Raw genomic sequence first — 17,484 nt, 5'->3', positions numbered from 1 at the left:
TTAAAGGATTATTATGGGGAGGGGATTAATTCCCCTCTCCTCTTCAAGCCCTTAAGGCGCCGTAGAAGATCGGGGCGCGACCAGCTTGAACATGGGCCCTGTCAGGACCGTGGAAATGACAGCAAGAACCATCAGAGATGCGAAAGCAAACTCTGAAATCATGCCTTGGGCGTGGAAAATCGTTGCAGCAACAATTTCCATGAGCCCCTTGCACTGCAACAGAACACCGACACTCAACGCCTGACGCCTGCTCAGACCTGACGCCGGTGGGTAAATATAGACCGCCAAAATCTTCGTCACGATCGAAATTGCAACCAGTGACAAAGAGGCGATTACGGATGGCCACGTCAGGGCATCACCATCAATATTCAGGCCACTATGACCAAAGAACATCGGGGCGAGCCAGATGAGTGAGAACGTTCCCACCTTCTCAACAGGCAACCGTCGAACCCACGACGGCGGCATGATCGCGCCAGCAAAGTAAGCGCCAATCAGTTCGTGCAGACCGAGTTGCATGCTGGCCCACGAACCGGCAGCAAGATAAATCGGCACCGCAATCCAGATAACAGCGGAAGGCGGATTCCTGAAATGACGGGAAGCCCAGTTTCCGGCAACAGCCAGCCCCACCAGCAGCGCAATCGCGAGGACTTCGAGGCCCGTCCATCCATGGAGGGCAGCCGTCCCACGCTCGGCAACCTGAAGCATTGCCAGACCAATCCAGAGAGCAGCATCGTCGACAACGGCCAGCTTAAGCGCCAACTGTCCTAACGGACGCTGCGAAGGGTCAAGCTCACGCACAACGCCTATAAGAACGGGCAAAGCACTGACAGCGATGCAAAGCCCAATGGACGCCGCAGCGACCCAAGGCTGGGCGTGTGGCGGGTGCCATCCGGGAAGCGGCAGGAAGAATTCGTAAGCCAGTATTGATCCCACCAGAAGTGGACCACCCAACGCGACGGCCGCACCCGTTAGCAGACGCCCTAATGTCGGCGTTGGCAGGGCATGATCGTCTGCCACGCTTCCAGGGGACTGCCACATTTCAAGGCCGGCAGTAAACGCCAGAACCAGAACGGAAACCCAGCCAATATCGCTTCCATAAACCGATGGAATCCCAAGTGATTTTACAGGGATATGCCAGACAGAAATCAATATACCGACAAGTATTGGCAGAACCACAATCGGTATTGTTTTCTTCAGTATCCTCCATGCAACCCATGGAAGAAAAACAAAAACTGCGGCGTCTGCAATAAGTGCCGTAATGTTTGTCATCAGCCTCCCCTCTATGCCTAAATGAAGAGACAGAGTACGCGATTATGGGGAAAAGGTGCAAACCAAAGTGTTTGGGACGCCTTCTCGCGCCCCACTCCACACCCGGTTCGGTTATCTTCCACTTCGATAATAGGGCGTCCCGAGTGCGGCTGGAGCGGCCATGGCAGAGCGCAGTTTTGCGAAGGCCAGCATCGGCACAATAATGCAGGCAACCGTCCCGAGATATGGGAGCGTATTCAGGATCGCGGGTGCAACCGGCCAGCCCCTGGCCTGCCCCATGAACCCTACTGCCGTTACAAGCCCGAACAGTAGCCCGGACAAGACGGCAACAATTGGGCGGTATCCCGCAAAGATTACCAGCGCCACGGCAATCCAGCCACGTCCGGCGATCATCCCGTCTGACCAGACAGGCACGACGGCGAGCGTCAGATCAGCGCCAGCCACGCCTGCCAGAACACCACCAACAATCACCGCCAGAGCTCTGTACTTCATGACGGGCACCCCGACTGCGTCTGCCGCCGCCGGATTTTCGCCCACGGCCCTCAGATCCAGGCCCGAACGCGTCCGAAACAGCCAGAAATGCGCCATTAAGGGAAAGACGAGATAGATCAGGTAAACGAGAATATTCTGGCTAAAAAAGGCAGGCCCGATAACAGGAATGGCAGACAGAACCGGGATGGAGACTGGTTCGAAAACAGCAGAGACCGGAACACCGGCAACGGACCGCCCGATTACAGAACTAAGACCCAGCCCCAGGAAGGTGATCGCCACACCACACAAAACCTGATTGGCACGAAGTACAACGCTGGAGAGCGCAAGCACACTTGCTCCCAGCCCACCAACCAGTCCTGCTGCCAGCAGGCCAAGCCATGGATGAGGCGTCGCGTTCACAGTCATGACTGCAACGACGGCCCCGAGAGACATCAGACCCTCCACCCCGAGATTCAGAACACCTGCACGCTCGGCAATCACCTCGCCGAGGGCACCATGCGCCAGAACACCGCCTGACAGAACGGCATGACCGAGAAGGTCGCTGAGAAGTGCCATGATCAGTTCCTGTTCACACGGACATAGGCTGCCATTTCGTCTCCGGCCGCAATGGCAAGGACCAGCAGACCGGTAATGGCAAGAACGGCGGAAGAACTGATCTGGGTTGTCTGGAGAACAATCCCCGTATCCAGAATCAGTGCCATCAGAAGCGCTGCTGGAATAAGGGCAAAGCACGACCCACGAGCCAGAAGCGCCACGACAATGCCCAGATATCCATAATTATTGGCAAGGCCACCCTGAAGCCGGTGAACAGTTCCCGCGACTTCAAACACACCAGCCAACCCCGCCAAAGCGCCTGACAACAACAGCACAGCCAGAATACGGGGAGCGACCTTAATCCCAGCATAATGCGCAGCCTGAGGATTGGAGCCACACACAGCCGTTTCATAACCAAACCGGCTTTTCGCGAGCCCTACTCCCAAGCCAACAACAATACCCAATGCGAGCAAGAACCCCAGATGAACCGCCCCCCAGAGCTCCGGAAGTGCCACATGCAGGCGTTCAGTTGAGGCCAGAGCACCAGTCACGCGATCAGCCCACGGTCCGGTTGCCAGATAATAGACAAGCAGGGAGGCCACGAAGTTCAGAAGAAGAGAGGTAACAATTTCACTGACGCCAAGCCAGGCCCGGGCCGCAGCGGGAATAAAAATCCATGCCGCTCCCGCCAAAGCGCCTGCTACAACCATCGCCGGAAGAGCGACAATCGCGGGCCAATGCGTGAATAGACCAACAGCCGTCGCTGCCGTCGCACCTGCATAAAGCTGCCCTTCCGCCCCGATATTCCAGAGATTGACACGGATCCCGACCCAAACTGCCGCCCCTGTAAGCATCAGAGGCGTCATGAAGAGTGCGAGGTCCTCAATGCCAAAGCGCGACCCGACGGTCGATCGAACGACGAGCCCGGCGAGTTCGATCGGAGATCGTCCCATCGCGGCGAGCGTAATCGCTACAATGCCCAGAGCCGCAAGGATGGAGAGCCCGCGGCCAACGGCAATACGATGAGACGGAACAACCGTAAGACGCGTGCGAGGGGATACGGCGCTCATGCGGCCTCCGACAGATTACGGCCACTCATGAGCGCGCCTATGCTTTCCCGATCTGCATCTGCACGATCCATGACCCCCATGAGGCGCCCTGCATACAGAACAGCAATACGATCACTCAGGGCAAAGATTTCATCCAGATCTTCTGACATCAGAACCACGGCAACACCTGCGTCACGCGCACGGGCGAGCATATCCCGCATGGCAGATATAGCTCCAATGTCCAGACCCCGGCTGGGATAACTGGCCACCAGAACATGACTGGCAATCCGGATCTCGCGTTCCAGAACCAGCCTCTGCTGATTGCCGCCAGACAACCCGCGAATTTGCACCTGTGTGCCCGGAAGCTTCACACCTGCCCTGTCTGCGAGCATCTGGGCAAACTTGCGGGCCTGCGCCATGGAGAAGCTGAACCGGCCACCAATCGGCGCACGGTCATACTCCCGAAGTGCCATGTTCTCCGCAACGCTCAGCCCCGGCATCAGGGCACGTTTCAGTCGGTCTTCCGGTACGTGCCCCACACCCGCATGCGCAAACATTGCCGGGTCTGCACGATTGGCAGCCTTGCCATTCAAATAGACCGTTCCGCTCTCAGCCGCCTTCAATCCGGTAAGGACTTCTGCCAGCTCAGGCTGGCCGTTACCCGTCACCCCTGCAATCCCCAGGACTTCTCCCGGACGAAGAGAAAGACTGACATCATCCAGACGGACCACGCCTGCGGCATCCCGCACTGTCACCTGTTTCAGAGACAGAGGTTCAGCCCCACTGCCTCCCGGAGCAGGAGACTGCCGTGGATAAGAGGTTGCAAGCGTAACAGGGCGCCCGATCATCTCTGTTACGAGACTGTCAGGCGTTACATCGGACGTTTGATGCGTGCCCACCAGTCGCCCTTGCCGCAGAACGGAAACCCGGTCTGCAAGCGCCATAATCTCATCAAGCTTGTGGCTGATGATCACGACTGCCCCTCCCTCGGAGCGAAACCGACGAAGAGCGGAAAACAGTTCGCCGACTTCGACGGGGCTGAGAACAGCCGTTGGCTCATCAAGGATAAGAAGCCGCGCGCCCCGAGACAGAACACGAAGGATTTCAACGCGCTGCTGCTCGCCCGCAGACAAAGAAGACACAACGGCCGACGGTGTAATGGGGAGGCCAAACTTCTTGGAAAGTGCGGCGGCACGCTCTTCAATGTCTTTTCCCGCGAGGCGCCGAGGTGTTTCAGACCAGCCCAGGTGGAGGTTTTCAGCGACTGTAAAACGGGGAACCAGACGGAAATGCTGGTGCACCATGCCAATCCCGGCCGCGATGGCTGCGTCGGGGGCCGGAAACGTAGTCCCATATCCATCAATGATGATCTCCCCGGCATCGGGCTGATACAGGCCCGTTACCACATTCATCAATGTGGACTTCCCTGCACCATTCTCCCCTAACAGGGCGTGAATTTCACCGGGGAACACATTCAGGGAAACATTTTCGTTCGCAATGACGCCTGGAAAGTATTTCGCAATATTCACCAGCTCCAGAATGGGCGGTGTTCCTGCTGCAAGATGAGCGGGAGGCGCGTTGGACGCATGAGTGACATCAGCCAAGACCAGACACTCCCTGAACCTGCCACGACCAGTTATACATCTCCATGTCAGTCATGACATGGCCTGCTGGAACCCGCAGCGTTCCCTCAGAGTCATAAATTGGCCCCTGAAAAGGCGACCATCCAGCCAGCATCCGGTCCCGCGCAGCGTCGGCTTCTTTCTGTACAGCCTCAGGAACGTTCTGCCCCCAGCGATCCCGATCGACGCCTTTGGCCAATGTGAGAAAACGTCCCTCCGGCGCCCACTCTCCCCGGATCCGCGCACCAACCTGCTGAATATAATAGTCAGCAAAGTCCAGCACGACAGAGCTGACATATGCATTGGGCCCGAACTCACGCATGTCCGTATTCCACATCGCGGCCCAGACGCCGCGTTTCTCCGCGACACGCAGATAGCCCGGATCATCCATAATCCCGCACAGGAAGTCACAGCCACTGTCTACCAGAGCAGCCCCCGCTTCCGTTGCAGCCTGCGGATCAAACCACGAATTGATGGAGATAACACGCATTGTCGCCTGCGGATTGACCGAGCGCGCCCCCAAAAGCACGGCATTCGCACTGGCATAGACAGAAGGAACCGGGAAAGAGGCCACGTAGCCAAGCTTACCAGTTTTGCTCAGACGGGCTGCGGCGATACCAATGACATAACTGGCGTACCAGTGCGTGATGTAATACCAGCCAAGGTTATTGCTGACAGCATGGCCATCACACTCCATGAACGCAACGTCCGGAGCACGATCGGCGACGTCGCGAATGAAGTCTCCGTAATTGGATGTGGAAATCACCATCTGCGCTCCTTCCGCCACGAACTGGCGGAAGATGCGGGTTGCATCTGCGGAGTAAGGCACGCTCTCGACAAAGAGGGTTTTGACAGCTGGATAGGCACGTTTGACGGCTTGAACTGCCAGATCGTGAGCGTGGCTCCATCCGCCATCGGTGATGGGGCTGGTGTGCCCAAAGCCAATCAGAAGATCCTCTTCCCGAATGGGCGCAAAACGACGTGACGCTGCCTTCAGAGCCGACGGCATCACAAGCGAGCTGCCCAAAGCAGCCAGTACGGAACGCCGCGGGAGCATCAGAGGATTTTTCAGTGACATTCCGGCACTCCTGGCATCGTTATGAACCCAGGCAGCGCCTTGAAGTGCCTCATGAAGTTTCGAGCTACCGGATAAAGATCCAAAGGAACTTCAAGGTCCTGGCTCAGGGCAACAACTGGAAACAGCATGATGTCGGCAACTCCTGGATGATCCCCTGACACCCAGCATCTACCGTCCAAGCGGTTCTCTGCAAGCCGATCTTCAATCTCGCCCATCAATGGCATCGCGAGCTGGGCGGGATTTTCAACAGGAAGAGACGCCAGCATGACCGTCCTGCGCATGATGGAAAAGCTGTCCAAGGCGTTCGCTGCCCACGTCATTTCGTCCGTTCCGGAATTCCATTCCTGCAGGACGTCTGGAAGCGTTACGAGCCGTTTCAGGATCTCTAACGGCCCATGAAGAACATCGTCAACGAGTTCAAGGGCCGGGCCACTTTCCAAGGCGCTATCATCCGTGACCGTAGGCAGCTTCACTCCCATCAGGGACGCTCCCAGCCGAACGGCATAGCATCTGTCATCAAGTGCCCAGTCTCGTAACCTCATGCTGAAACGGTCTCCTTGATGGCTTCCAGACGATCCCGTAACTGCACAGCTTGTCGCGCAGCCTCCCGCTGCCCGGCGACAGTCCATGACGCGACATGCAACATGGTCAGGCCAACTGCTGGTTCATGCACAGCGAAAAGCCAGTTATCCTGCTGCTTCCAGTTCGAAGCCTCCATATTGAGAGACGTCCGCGCAGTTTGCAAAGGCACCTGAACCAGCAAGCTCCGAACGCCTGACGCCTCGCCCTCCGGCAGGTGCGAAAGTGATGGCGTCTCATCAAGGCTCACCCAAATCATTCCGCATCGCTCCTGCACCTGATAAGCTGTCGCCCGAATGGTGCCCGGCACACGGAGTTCAGGATGAGCTGGAATGTGGCGACACGTTGAATCTGCTCCAAACTGCCAGCCGTGGTAGAGGCAAGCCAGATTTCCGTTCCGCACGAAACCGAAACTCAGCCGCATTCCTCGATGTGGGCAACGATCTTCCCAGGCATGGATCTCACCATCTGTGCCACGCCAAAGAGCAATTTCTTTGCCAGACAAGCGTACCGGAGCGGCTGTTCCAGCGGGTACATCCATACTGAGAGCGACTGGAAACCACCCTGTCATCCGAGGCTCTCCGTGCCTGTCACAATACAGCCCGCTGGCCCGAGGAGACACGCCATCTCAAACATTCCGAGAAGTGCTTCTTCACCTACCAGCCGAACTGAAAAACAATGATCTGAAACAGACATGTCTGTAATCTCCACGGCCAGAAGGCGCGCCCGGGCAATAGCAAAATCCCGGAACAGCTCGGGATCAAAGCGCCCTTCGAAACGAATCTCCCGAACCACTGGATCATGCCTTTCTTATCTCATTTCACAATAAGAATTTTCCGGTTTATCAATATTCTGTATTCCATCAATGCCGGGGAGCATGATTAACTCTTCCCATCCGTCACCAGCAGCAGGTTGCCCGTGCCATGACTAGCCCCGATCCAGAGACGTTATCACACTGGTATCCTGTGGCTATGGTCAGGGATCTGACACATGCGACTTTCCAGACCATACTGCTCGACCGGCTGATTGAGATCTCCCGCGATGAAAACAATGCGTTTCAGGCGCTCTGCGGCAATCGCCCCCTCCCCGTACAGGAACGCTACGGTTATCTCTGGACGTCTCTTGGAGAGCCCGTCCGGGATATCCCAGCGATTCCCGAGGCCGCTGAGGCAGACCGCCGACTGGTATGTTGCGGGTCTATTGCCGTACATTCGTCAGGCCTAAGGGTCGTCGAAAACTTCCTCGATATGGCCCACTTCCCCTTTGTTCATACCAATATTCTTGGGGCAGAGCCTGAAACCGAAGTTCGGCGATATCAGATCGAAACGCGTGAAGACGGTGCAGAAATCTGGGCAACCGACTGTACATTCTTCCAGCCTCAAGCGGCACTCTCCGCGTCCGGCGGGATTTTAACTGACTATACCTATCGAGTTGCTGCCCCGTTCTCGACGCTTCTTTATAAAACCTGCCCGGCCTCTCCCGAAAGACAGGACGTTATCGCTCTGTTCGTCCAACCGATGACCGCAACCCGTTCGCGCGCCCACCCAGTGATGTTCCTGATCGACGACAGTTCTTCACTGGGCGGATTGGTTGAATTCCAGCAATTCATTTTTCTTCAGGACAGGATCATTCTTGAAAACCAGCGCCCTCGCCTGATGCCGCTGGACGGAAAATATGAAATTCCGACCATGGCAGATCGTTCGTCCGTGGCGTACCGGCGCTGGCTTAAAGGAAAAGGCGTGACATATGGTGCTCTGTCGTGAGTGCATTTGTCGTCACCGGCCGGGCGCTGGCGTCCCGAACGCCGCAGCAGGCCGTTCTGGAAAATGTAGCTCTGCTGGTTGGCGACGACGGGATTATTCAGCGTCGTGCAACCTGCGGGACACAGGCCTATCAAGACCTGCAAAGCAGTGAAACTGTGATTGAACTGCCAGACAACACTCTCCTCGTTCCCGGCCTGACAGATCTACACATTCATGCGCCTCAATGGCCTCAAGCTGGCACGGCTCTGGACCGTCCACTGGAAGAGTGGCTTGGCACATATACCTTTCCTCTAGAGGCCCGCTACTCGGACACCACCTTCGCAGCCGCGGTTTATGAGGACCTGGTTCAAACCCTTCTGCGAAATGGCACCACCACTGCGCTCTATTTTGCCACGATCCACGAAGAAGCCAGTCTTGTTCTTGCCCGCACCTGCCTCAAATACGGGCAACGCGGGTTCGTTGGGCTGGTGGCAATGGATCATCCAGATCTGTGTCCACCAGACTACCGTCAGGCCAGCGCTCAGGATGCTCTCGATGCAACCCGACGCTTCATTCACGCCGTCCGGACCTTGCCAGGCAACGAGGCCGGTCTGGTCCAGCCTGTTATTACGCCTCGCTTCATTCCTGCCTGCTCCGACGCACTGTTGAATGGTCTTGGCGCGCTAGCTGCAGAAATGAATGTCAAAGTGCAGACCCATGCGTCAGAAAGCGACTGGGAGCATCATCATGTTCTGGAAAGAACAGGCCAGACAGACACGTCTGCACTGGATGCTTTTGGTCTCCTGCGAGACCATACCATTCTGGCGCACGCAGGATTTCTGAACCAGAATGACCGGACGTTGGTCAAAGAGCGCAACGCCGGACTTGCTCACTGCCCGATTTCCAACGCCTTTTTTGCAGGAGCGGCCCTTCCCGTTCGCGACGTTCTCGATGAGCACGTTCACTGTGGGCTGGGAACAGACCTTTCAGGCGGGTATTCTCCGTCCATCTTTGAAAATGCGCGACAGGCCGTTCTCGCGTCCCGGATGCTGGAAAGCGGGACAAACCCAGAAATTCCTCCGGCAAAACGCGGCCTGCCTAACCACAGGATAGATTTTCAGGAAGCGTTCTGGCTTGCAACACGAGGCGGCGCGGAGGCTCTCGGGGTGCCAAGTGGACAACTCCTGCCCGGACAGGCGTTCGATGCGCTGGAGCTTCGCTGCACGTCAGGCAGTCTGCGATTATCGTCGCAAGACAGTGCGGCCAGCTGCGCTCAAAAAATTGTCTGTCATGCTTCGCCTGAGACGATTGATCGTGTCTGGATCAATGGCCGTCTGGTCAAGAAATAAGGAACTGATTGCATGATTACAGAAACAGACGACCTGCGTTTCCTCCGTATAGCGTTCGATGTTGCCAGGAAAGCACGTGACGGCGGGGATCACCCTTTCGGGTCTATTCTCGTGGACGAGACAGGCACTGTTCTGATGGAGCAGGGTAATGGCTACAGCGCAGAAGGATGCGACATGACAGCCCATGCCGAGCGTCTCCTCGCCAGCCGGGCCAGCAAAGCTTATGGGGCAGAACGCCTGCGCCAGTGCACGCTCTACAGCTCTGCAGAACCCTGCGCGATGTGCTCAGGTGCGATCTACTGGTCCGGGATCGGACGCGTGGTTTACGGCCAGTCCGAAAAGGACCTGAAAGACATGACCGGCAATCACGCGGAAAATCCCACACTGGATCTCCCTTGCAGGACCGTCTTTGCTGCTGGTCAACAGCCAGTGGACGTTGTGGGTCCCCTCCTGGAACAGGAAGCAGCCGCATTGCAGGCAGAATTCTGGGCGGCACATGGCTCGTGACAGCAGGACGAACCTGATGCTACGATAAGCCTTCCTCGCCCGCTCAAAGCAAGTTTGATGACGATCCGGACTTCGCATCTCCGGAACAGGGCCTTCTGCGAAAGCCATGAGTAATCATGGCTTGCTGATGGTTATTGGGAAAAGATGCCGCAATGACGGTCAACCTCCTCATCACAAATGCTTCTCTGTACATTGATCGGAATTGGGAAATCCCAAATGGATGGATCGCCATTAAAGACGGGCGCGTTCATTCCACAGGCCACTCCGGAGAAGCTGCTCCACAAGCAGAAAAAATCATATCGGCCAATGGAAAGCTGGTAACTCCGGGCCTGATCAATGCCCACCATCACATGTATCAGAATCTCACACGCTCCTATGCTCCCGTAACCAATGGGACGTTGTTCGAGTGGCTTCAGGGACTGTATCCGCTCTGGGCCGGACTGGACGAAGAGTCTGTTTATCTCTCAACAGCGGTTGCCATGATTGAGCTCCTGATGGGGGGCTGCACGACATCTATGGATCACATGTATGTCCATCCCAAGCCCTTTCTGATCGACGCCCAGTTTCGTGCGGCCAAGGATATAGGCTTTCGTTTCCATGCCACTCGCGGCTCAATGACGCGATCCGTGGAGGATGGAGGACTTCCACCCGCATCTGTTGTGCAAGACGAAGAGACCATTCTGGCAGACAGTGAAAGGCTGGTAAAAACCTATCATGATGCCTCTCCAGGCGCGATGGGTCGGGTCGCTCTGGCGCCCTGCTCTCTTTTCAGTGTCTCCGAACGGATCATGACAGAATCTGCCGCGATGGCAGACAGATATGACCTCCGGTTACACACCCATCTGGCAGAAGATCACGATGAGGACCGCTATTGTGCGGAAGTCTATGGCTGCACACCAACAGAATATTTCGAACGTGTAGGTTGGGCCAGCCCGCGCTCCTGGGTGGCACACTATATTTACCCCTCCTCTGACGAAATCGATCGTCTGGCGCATGCTGGCGTCTGCACAGCGCAATGTCCCTGCTCCAACATGATGATTGGAGGCGGCTCTGCGGATGCCATGGATATGCGGCGTCGTGGGATGCGTGTCGGGCTCGGTTGTGACGGTTCAGCTTCGACAGACCATGCATCGCTCTGGCTAGAGACCCGCATGGCGCTCCTTCTGGGCCGCTTCCGCAATGGCCCACACTCCATGACGGCCCGAGACGCTCTGGATATGGCCACACGCGGTGGAGCTGCCTGCCTAGGCTGGGACGATGAGATCGGACATCTACGTCCCGGGGCATGTGCGGATCTGGTTATCTGGCAGATGTCGGACATTTCCCTTGCAGGGGCTCTGACCGACCCCGTAGAGGCATGGCTTCGCTGCGCCCCGGCGACTGCCGGAACCACCATCGTCAACGGCAAAATTCTGGTTGAGAACGGGCAACCTGTGCTGAAAAACCTGGGGGATATCCTTGGGGCTCATCGCAAGGAAGCCATGCGCATCCAGCGTTTGACGCCCGAGGCCTGAAACAGAGCTGAACGATGATCTGGACATCCGTCTGGATCATCATTCAGCTAACGGAAAACGATCGTTCTGAAGATTGCGAAAATATTATTTTTAACGAAAAGAGTGCGGTATGCCCCTGTTTCGTCAGACAGAACGTGACAGTTCAGAGGTGCCGAATTTTCCTCACCAGATCCTGAACTTGTAACGGTTCCGTATTCCTTACAAAATCATTTCAATCTGTAAGGAGTTACCCATGCGTTCAGGCATCCTGACCCGTTCTTTTCTTGCTGTTAGCCTGCTGGCAGCCACCTGTCTCACAGCTCACGCGGAGGCCCCGGTCTCAGACAACGTCAAACAGGCTGAAACGGCATCACAGTTTCTGACAACCCCCCAGAAGGTTGTATCAGATGGAGCTGTAACCATTCGTGGTCAGCACATTCCTTATCAGGCCGTCACCGGCACGCTGATTGTCCATGCCCAAGGGTGGGATGATTCCGATACCGGCCCCAGCGATCCAAAAGCTGAAAAGAAAAGCCCGGACGCCGTCGCGTCCATTTTTTATGTGGCCTATTTCAAGAAGGGCGCGCATCCAGAGAACCGCCCGATTACGTTTGTTTATAATGGTGGTCCCGGTTCTTCGAGTGTCTGGATGCATATGGGCGCTTTTGGCCCACATCGTATCGTCACCGCAGATGACAGCCACACCGCAGCGGCCCCGTACAAACTGATTGATAATAATGACAGTCCGCTGGATGCCACGGATCTTGTCTTCATTGATGCGCCAGGTACTGGCTTTGGGCGCCTTGTCGGCAAAGACAAGGAAAAAGCGTTCTACGGTACAGACCCGGACGCCGCAGCCTTCACGGACTTTATTGCTCAATTTCTGACCCGTTTCGGGCGATATAACTCTCCCAAATACCTGTTCGGAGAAAGCTACGGCACGACGCGCTCAGCAATCGTCGCCAACCAGCTTGCCTCTGAAAAAGGCATCGATCTGAATGGCGTTATGCTGTTGTCGCAGATTCTGGATTACGACAATTCGATCGACAACGTGAAATCAAACCCCAGTGTTGATCAGCCCTATGTTCTTGCCCTGCCTAGCTTCGCTGCCACGGCCTGGTATCACCACAAATTGCCAGCACAACCCAAAGACCTGAAAAGCTTCCTGAGCGAAGTCGAAAATTTTGCGCTGACGGACTATACCAGCGCCCTTCAGGACGGCACCGCCATCTCAGACGAAAAGCTGGAACAAACGGCCCAGAAGCTGCACCAATATACGGGGCTTCCCGTCGACTACCTGAAGAAAGCTGACCTTCGCGTCAGTGGTGGCGAATTTGCCAAAACCCTGCTTGGCGATGACGGAATGGATACAGGCCGTCTGGACAGTCGCTTCTCCGGGCCAGCCATTGATCCATTGGCGCAGACCCCTGACTATGACCCCCAGTTTGCCGCGATGCAGTCAGCCTATGTGTCCGCCTTCAACGATTATGCGCGCAATACACTGCATTACGGCACAAACCCGGCTTTCAATGACGGCTATGAGGAATACAAGGTCAGCGCCCATTCAATTGGCAAATGGGCCTTTGTGCATAAGCAGCCAGGCGCCGGTCGGCCAGCCAAGGGCGCGCCAAATGTCCTGCCGGACCTTGCAAGTGCCATGAAGCAGAACCCGAGCCTGAAGATTATGCTCAATCAGGGATACTACGATCTGGGGACGCCCTTCTTCGAAGGGATCTACGAGATGCAGCATCTCCCGATCCCTCACAAGCTGGCCTCAAACATCGAAATTCATCAGTATGAGTCCGGTCACATGGTCTATGCCCATGCACCGGCTCTGACTGAACTGCACGATAATGTTGTCAACTTCATCAACAAGACGCATGGCTAACACCATTCCGTCTTGACGATTAACCCATACTGCATGGCGGACCTGTCAACTTTTGAGCTTTGACAGGTCCGCCATTCAGAACATGATCAGGCGTGTGCTGCTACGCCCAGTGCACGAGCAGCGTCCGTGGCAATATCATGCCGGAGTTTCACGACACTGTGGCCCCCGGACGGATGAACCCGATTGGTCAGAATAAGCACATAACTGTCATTCTCAGGGTCAATCCAGAGCGACGTCCCCGTAAAGCCGGTATGGCCGAATGATCTCGCCGAAAGCAGATCCCCTCTTGGGGAGGAATAGTGCGTGGCGATATCCCAGCCCAGTCCTCGCAGGTCAGTTTTCCCAGCGGGCTGTTGTGGGGTTGTCATCAACTCCAATGTACTTCTTTGAAGCGGAAACGCGCTGGGACGACCGGCAAGACGATCCAGTAACGCCTGTGCATACAGGCACATGTCCTGTGCATTGGAGAAAAGCCCCGCATGCCCTGCGACGCCCCCCATGCGGCGGGCGGTCGGATCATGCACGACACCGCGCAGCATGTGATGTTGGTCATCATACTGCGTAGGCGCAATATCTGGCTGTAATGCAGCATCGGGCAGGTAACCGGAGTGAGACATCCCCAAAGGCGCCAGAATATTGTCAGCGACATACTGGTTCAGGGGCTGACCTGTAACCTTTTCCACGATCAGACCCAGCGTAATGTAATTGACGTCGCTATAGACGAACTTTGCCCCCGGCGGATTGGCAAGCGGCGATGTCATGGCAAGGCGGACAGCCTCTGCTTTTCCGCTCCATGGACTATCAAGCGGCACATCCGGGGGAAGGCCCGAATAATGGGTCAGCAGAAGCCGCAGGGTAACTGCCGATTTCCCGTTTGCGGCGAACTCTGGAAGATAACGCACCACCGGATCGTCAATATTGATTTTTCCATGTTCCACCAACTGCATGACAGCCAGAGCCGTCATTGTCGGCTTGGTCAGCGACGCCATATCGAACCGCGTGTCCCAAGTCATGGGCTCACGAGTAGGAACCAGAGCACGGTTTCCATACACATAACGATGTGCAACCTCGCCACTATGACCAACAGCAAGAACAACGCCTGGTGTCTCTCTGTCTTTCACGGCCTGTCGAGCCAAGGCATCCACTTTATAGAACTTGCCTTCACCGGAGGAGGCACACCCCACCAGAGCGCTACAAGACAGCGCTGCACTTCCTATCAGAAACTGACGCCGACTGCTGCGCTCTTTGCTCAATGGATACTGCAATCTGGTCTCCTGCTTTCAGGTTCTTCCGGATACGTAAGAACCTGAACAGTAGCGTGCTTCAGGCAGAGCGCAAGCAGGGCAGTTTTAAAAGCAAGTTCAAATTAGGTCTGTCTGTCCGCTCTCCTGTTACCCATCGCCGCCTTAATGGCGCTGATAACCTGCCCAGAGGTAATATTCCGCGTGCATTCAAACTGACGACTGGTGCCTGCATGGCGCGGACAAAAGAGAAAATCACTGTGGATGAACGGATGGCGAATATCGTGCCAGCAACTGTTGCAGGCATTAGTATTAAAGACCCGATATGGTGTCTGAAACTCATTTATCGGATGTGTAAATCCGGAAATCATCACGACGGGCGTGTCAGCCGCCCAGGCAAGCCAGGATAAGCCGCTCGAAAGGCCGACAAAAAACTCTGCGTGCTTCAGCCATTGGAGGCGTTCCTGAAGGGGCCGTGCCCCCGTCTCATCTTCCGCATTATGAGGAATCTGGTTCCAGTGAAGACCTTGACCATACTTTATTTCACGATCGATGCAGATAACGCGGTAACCTGATCTCTTGAGAAACTCCACGACATCATACCAACCTGTCGGGTTATTCCAGTATTTGCACTGTGCACTGGCCTGACTGGCTATGACAACATAGGGTTCTTCAATCGGTCTTTCTTCAGAAATATCCAGATGCAGAGGTTCTTCCTTGGGAGAAACCCCGAGAATATAGCCTGCTGTTCTGTGTAATCCCACGAGCCTGAAATCAGAAGGCTGCCAGATATTATCTTCATCCCCGAAGAATAAACCGATGTAATATGTGGCGTAAAACTCGTCTTTTAACGCGCTGAATTCCTGCTTTTCAATAAATCTGATATATGGGTATGACGCAGACAGCAGCTCTTTCATCTGCGCGGATACCATCACTGTGAGTTCGCATGCATGATCTCGTGCAAAACGCACAGCATATGGCACCCAACCAGCCGTATCGCCGATTGTATTGCCGGCCATAAGAATGGCTATCTTTTTACCCTTAGCATCGTAGTCATGCGAAAAAACGAGCATGCCCGCCTTAAAGACTTCAATCCTTGCGTTCAGATAATGCTTTTTCCGACTTTCAAAAGTAGAGGCACTTCCCTCACCATCAAAAATAACCATGTCAGTATCAAGATCGGTAAGCCGAATACGCCATCTCCCTTCTGGAACCGCAACACGGATACCTTGATTGAAGTCATATCGAATGCCTGCAGGCCCCTCCTGTGTCGCCACATTTGAAGGACTGGGAAATGTCGTCGTCTCGGTTGATGACGCCGAGGCTACTGCCCCCACTTCTCTCGGGGCTTTATCGGTCTCGCTAGATGGGTCCTCGGCGACCGGCGCTGAAACAGACGCACTCGAACTGCCAGCAAGCATAATCGACTGGAAAATGTCATTCACTTTGGCAACGGTCATTCTGACACTCCCTCAAGGTCGGGAATTTGCATGATTGTGTCGATCACCTGTTGCGAAGAAATCAGTCTGGTGCATTCAAACTGCTTGTCTGTACCGCTCTGTCGTGGGCACCAGAGATAATCGGCTGGATTGAGCTGACAGCGGATATCATTGGAGCAACTGTTGCAGGCGTTCCAGTTAATCACGCGGTAGGGTGTTTCGAACTCATTATCTGGCCTCGTAAAGCCGCTGATCAGCACGATAGGCGTACCGACAGCCCATGCCAACCAGCTCAAACCACTGGAAAGACCAATAAAAAACTCCGCATGTCGCAACCATCGGGCACGTTCGGCCAGAGGCAGCGCGCCTGTGAAATCTTCCGCCCCATACGGGATATGGTTCCAGATTGTTCCGACCCCGTTCACCCGGTTTCTGTCGATACAGATGACCCTATACCCTCGCTTTTTTAAGAAGCGGATCGTTTCCAGCCAGCCGAAAGGATTGTTCCAGTATTTGTTCTGGGATGTTGCCTGGGTAGCAATGCAGACATATCGCTCTTCAAGAGGTCTCCCTCCCTCCATAATCGCAACATCGGGCCGACGTGATGTCCGCGAAAGGCCCAGGATGAGCGCCGCATTAGTTTCCAGACCTGCTTCGCGATAATCGACCGGACTATGGTTCCGGGCAACGTCGTTGTAAAAAATGAGAACTTTATAAGAGGCGTAATAGTCTGATCCCGCCTCTTCTTCGGTCGATACAAGGCGAATATGGGGATAAACCGGGATGAGCAGATTTGCGATATCCGGGCGCACGATACATGTCAGGCGACACTCGTGTTTGCGGGCGAAGTCAGCTACCTGCCCAAACCAGGCCAAGTGATCCCCAATGCCTCCTTCCCGCATTCGAACAAGAACAGGCTGGTCTTTCAGATTCATTTCATACGTAAAGAAAGGTTCACCGTCTTTCGTAATCTCGATCTGAAAGCGGAGGTAATATCGCTTTGAGCTCTGCACGATCCCTTGAGATACATCCTCTGAAAACAGGATCGTATGCGTATCCAGGTCCTTCAGAACAACATGCCAGTTCCCCGCTGGAAGAAAAACGCGGCAGCCATCATTGAAATCGAAGCGGATACCTCCTGGCCCTTCCAGTGCTGGCACAATGGGGGCTTGTTGAACTGGCGGCACTGAAGGACTGCGCAT

General features: G+C 55.3%; 16 protein-coding genes. 5 read left to right on the top strand and 11 right to left on the bottom strand.

Going from position 1 to position 17,484, the window contains the following annotated elements; translation table 11 throughout:
* Window positions 1-51 precede the first annotated feature (51 nt).
* The 8 genes from KP702_RS11305 to KP702_RS11270 form a co-directional block, all read right to left on the bottom strand.
* Window positions 52-1,269, bottom strand: a complete 1,218-nt coding sequence (locus KP702_RS11305; protein ID WP_215768962.1) for a cation:proton antiporter — start codon at window positions 1,267-1,269, stop codon at window positions 52-54.
* Window positions 1,270-1,380: 111 nt separating this feature from the next.
* Complete coding sequence (locus KP702_RS11300; RefSeq protein ID WP_215768961.1) at window positions 1,381-2,316, bottom strand: ABC transporter permease; 936 nt, start codon at window positions 2,314-2,316, stop codon at window positions 1,381-1,383.
* Between the two features lie 2 nt (window positions 2,317-2,318).
* A complete protein-coding gene (locus tag KP702_RS11295; RefSeq protein ID WP_046901946.1) occupies window positions 2,319-3,365 on the bottom strand; it encodes an ABC transporter permease in 1,047 nt (348 codons plus the stop codon).
* Complete coding sequence (locus KP702_RS11290; protein ID WP_202207959.1) at window positions 3,362-4,948, bottom strand: ABC transporter ATP-binding protein; 1,587 nt, start codon at window positions 4,946-4,948, stop codon at window positions 3,362-3,364. Before KP702_RS11290 ends, KP702_RS11295 begins: the two co-directional genes overlap by 4 nt.
* Window positions 4,941-6,044, bottom strand: a complete 1,104-nt coding sequence (locus tag KP702_RS11285) for a BMP family ABC transporter substrate-binding protein (RefSeq protein ID WP_086634647.1) — start codon at window positions 6,042-6,044, stop codon at window positions 4,941-4,943. Before KP702_RS11285 ends, KP702_RS11290 begins: the two co-directional genes overlap by 8 nt.
* Entirely contained in the window at window positions 6,035-6,586 is a 552-nt protein-coding gene (locus KP702_RS11280) for a glutathione S-transferase family protein (protein ID WP_202207960.1), read from the bottom strand. The genes KP702_RS11285 and KP702_RS11280 overlap by 10 nt, the downstream gene beginning before the upstream one ends.
* Window positions 6,583-7,194 carry a Rieske (2Fe-2S) protein gene (locus tag KP702_RS11275; RefSeq protein ID WP_215768960.1) on the bottom strand — a complete coding sequence of 204 codons (612 nt, stop codon included), beginning with the start codon at window positions 7,192-7,194 and terminating at the stop codon, window positions 6,583-6,585. Before KP702_RS11275 ends, KP702_RS11280 begins: the two co-directional genes overlap by 4 nt.
* Complete coding sequence (locus KP702_RS11270; protein ID WP_099212816.1) at window positions 7,191-7,418, bottom strand: hypothetical protein; 228 nt, start codon at window positions 7,416-7,418, stop codon at window positions 7,191-7,193. Before KP702_RS11270 ends, KP702_RS11275 begins: the two co-directional genes overlap by 4 nt.
* Window positions 7,419-7,546: 128 nt before the next feature.
* Here KP702_RS11270 and KP702_RS11265 point away from each other — a divergent pair, with 128 nt between their 5' ends.
* The 5 genes from KP702_RS11265 (at window position 7,547) to KP702_RS11245 (ending at window position 13,602) form a co-directional block, all read left to right on the top strand.
* On the top strand, window positions 7,547-8,386 hold the full coding sequence (locus tag KP702_RS11265) for an aromatic ring-hydroxylating dioxygenase subunit alpha (RefSeq protein ID WP_202207962.1): 840 nt from the start codon (window positions 7,547-7,549) through the stop codon (window positions 8,384-8,386).
* The gene (locus tag KP702_RS11260; RefSeq protein ID WP_202207963.1) at window positions 8,383-9,714 is read left to right on the top strand and encodes an amidohydrolase family protein; all 1,332 of its coding nucleotides are present in this window, start codon (window positions 8,383-8,385) and stop codon (window positions 9,712-9,714) included. Before KP702_RS11265 ends, KP702_RS11260 begins: the two co-directional genes overlap by 4 nt.
* Before the next feature lie 12 nt (window positions 9,715-9,726).
* The gene (locus KP702_RS11255) at window positions 9,727-10,221 is read left to right on the top strand and encodes a nucleoside deaminase (RefSeq protein ID WP_202207964.1); all 495 of its coding nucleotides are present in this window, start codon (window positions 9,727-9,729) and stop codon (window positions 10,219-10,221) included.
* A 152-nt stretch (window positions 10,222-10,373) separates the two neighbouring features.
* Window positions 10,374-11,735 carry an 8-oxoguanine deaminase gene (locus tag KP702_RS11250; protein ID WP_202207965.1) on the top strand — a complete coding sequence of 454 codons (1,362 nt, stop codon included), beginning with the start codon at window positions 10,374-10,376 and terminating at the stop codon, window positions 11,733-11,735.
* Between the two features lie 232 nt (window positions 11,736-11,967).
* Entirely contained in the window at window positions 11,968-13,602 is a 1,635-nt protein-coding gene (locus tag KP702_RS11245; RefSeq protein ID WP_202207966.1) for a S10 family peptidase, read from the top strand.
* Between the two features lie 86 nt (window positions 13,603-13,688).
* On the opposite strand, the gene KP702_RS11240 is transcribed toward KP702_RS11245, so the two are convergent.
* From KP702_RS11240 to KP702_RS11230, 3 genes are all read right to left on the bottom strand, one after another.
* Window positions 13,689-14,867, bottom strand: a complete 1,179-nt coding sequence (locus tag KP702_RS11240; RefSeq protein WP_237390010.1) for a serine hydrolase — start codon at window positions 14,865-14,867, stop codon at window positions 13,689-13,691.
* 101 nt (window positions 14,868-14,968) lie between these two features.
* Complete coding sequence (locus KP702_RS11235; RefSeq protein ID WP_202207967.1) at window positions 14,969-16,303, bottom strand: autotransporter strand-loop-strand O-heptosyltransferase; 1,335 nt, start codon at window positions 16,301-16,303, stop codon at window positions 14,969-14,971.
* Complete coding sequence (locus KP702_RS11230; RefSeq protein WP_215768959.1) at window positions 16,300-17,484, bottom strand: autotransporter strand-loop-strand O-heptosyltransferase; 1,185 nt, start codon at window positions 17,482-17,484, stop codon at window positions 16,300-16,302. Before KP702_RS11230 ends, KP702_RS11235 begins: the two co-directional genes overlap by 4 nt.

The sequence above is a fragment of the Gluconobacter sp. P5B12 genome (genome assembly GCF_018812035.1).
Classification (GTDB): Bacteria; Pseudomonadota; Alphaproteobacteria; order Acetobacterales; family Acetobacteraceae; genus Gluconobacter.
The sequence above is the reverse complement of the archived record's forward strand: the minus strand, read 5'-3'. Positions and strand labels throughout refer to the sequence as shown.

Bases quoted from the DNA above. Each gene is read 5' to 3' on its own strand.
- KP702_RS11305 (WP_215768962.1), bottom strand. From the start codon at position 1,269: ATGACAAACATTACGGCACTTATTGCAGACGCCGCAGTTTTTGTTTTT.
- KP702_RS11300 (WP_215768961.1), bottom strand. From the start codon at position 2,316: ATGGCACTTCTCAGCGACCTTCTCGGTCATGCCGTTCTGTCAGGCGGT.
- KP702_RS11295 (WP_046901946.1), bottom strand. From the start codon at position 3,365: ATGAGCGCCGTATCCCCTCGCACGCGTCTTACGGTTGTTCCGTCTCAT.
- KP702_RS11285 (WP_086634647.1), bottom strand. From the start codon at position 6,044: ATGTCACTGAAAAATCCTCTGATGCTCCCGCGGCGTTCCGTACTGGCT.
- KP702_RS11280 (WP_202207960.1), bottom strand. From the start codon at position 6,586: ATGAGGTTACGAGACTGGGCACTTGATGACAGATGCTATGCCGTTCGG.
- KP702_RS11275 (WP_215768960.1), bottom strand. From the start codon at position 7,194: ATGACAGGGTGGTTTCCAGTCGCTCTCAGTATGGATGTACCCGCTGGA.
- KP702_RS11265 (WP_202207962.1), top strand. From the start codon at position 7,547: ATGACTAGCCCCGATCCAGAGACGTTATCACACTGGTATCCTGTGGCT.
- KP702_RS11255 (WP_202207964.1), top strand. From the start codon at position 9,727: ATGATTACAGAAACAGACGACCTGCGTTTCCTCCGTATAGCGTTCGAT.
- KP702_RS11250 (WP_202207965.1), top strand. From the start codon at position 10,374: ATGACGGTCAACCTCCTCATCACAAATGCTTCTCTGTACATTGATCGG.
- KP702_RS11245 (WP_202207966.1), top strand. From the start codon at position 11,968: ATGCGTTCAGGCATCCTGACCCGTTCTTTTCTTGCTGTTAGCCTGCTG.
- KP702_RS11235 (WP_202207967.1), bottom strand. From the start codon at position 16,303: ATGACCGTTGCCAAAGTGAATGACATTTTCCAGTCGATTATGCTTGCT.
- KP702_RS11230 (WP_215768959.1), bottom strand. From the start codon at position 17,484: ATGCGCAGTCCTTCAGTGCCGCCAGTTCAACAAGCCCCCATTGTGCCA.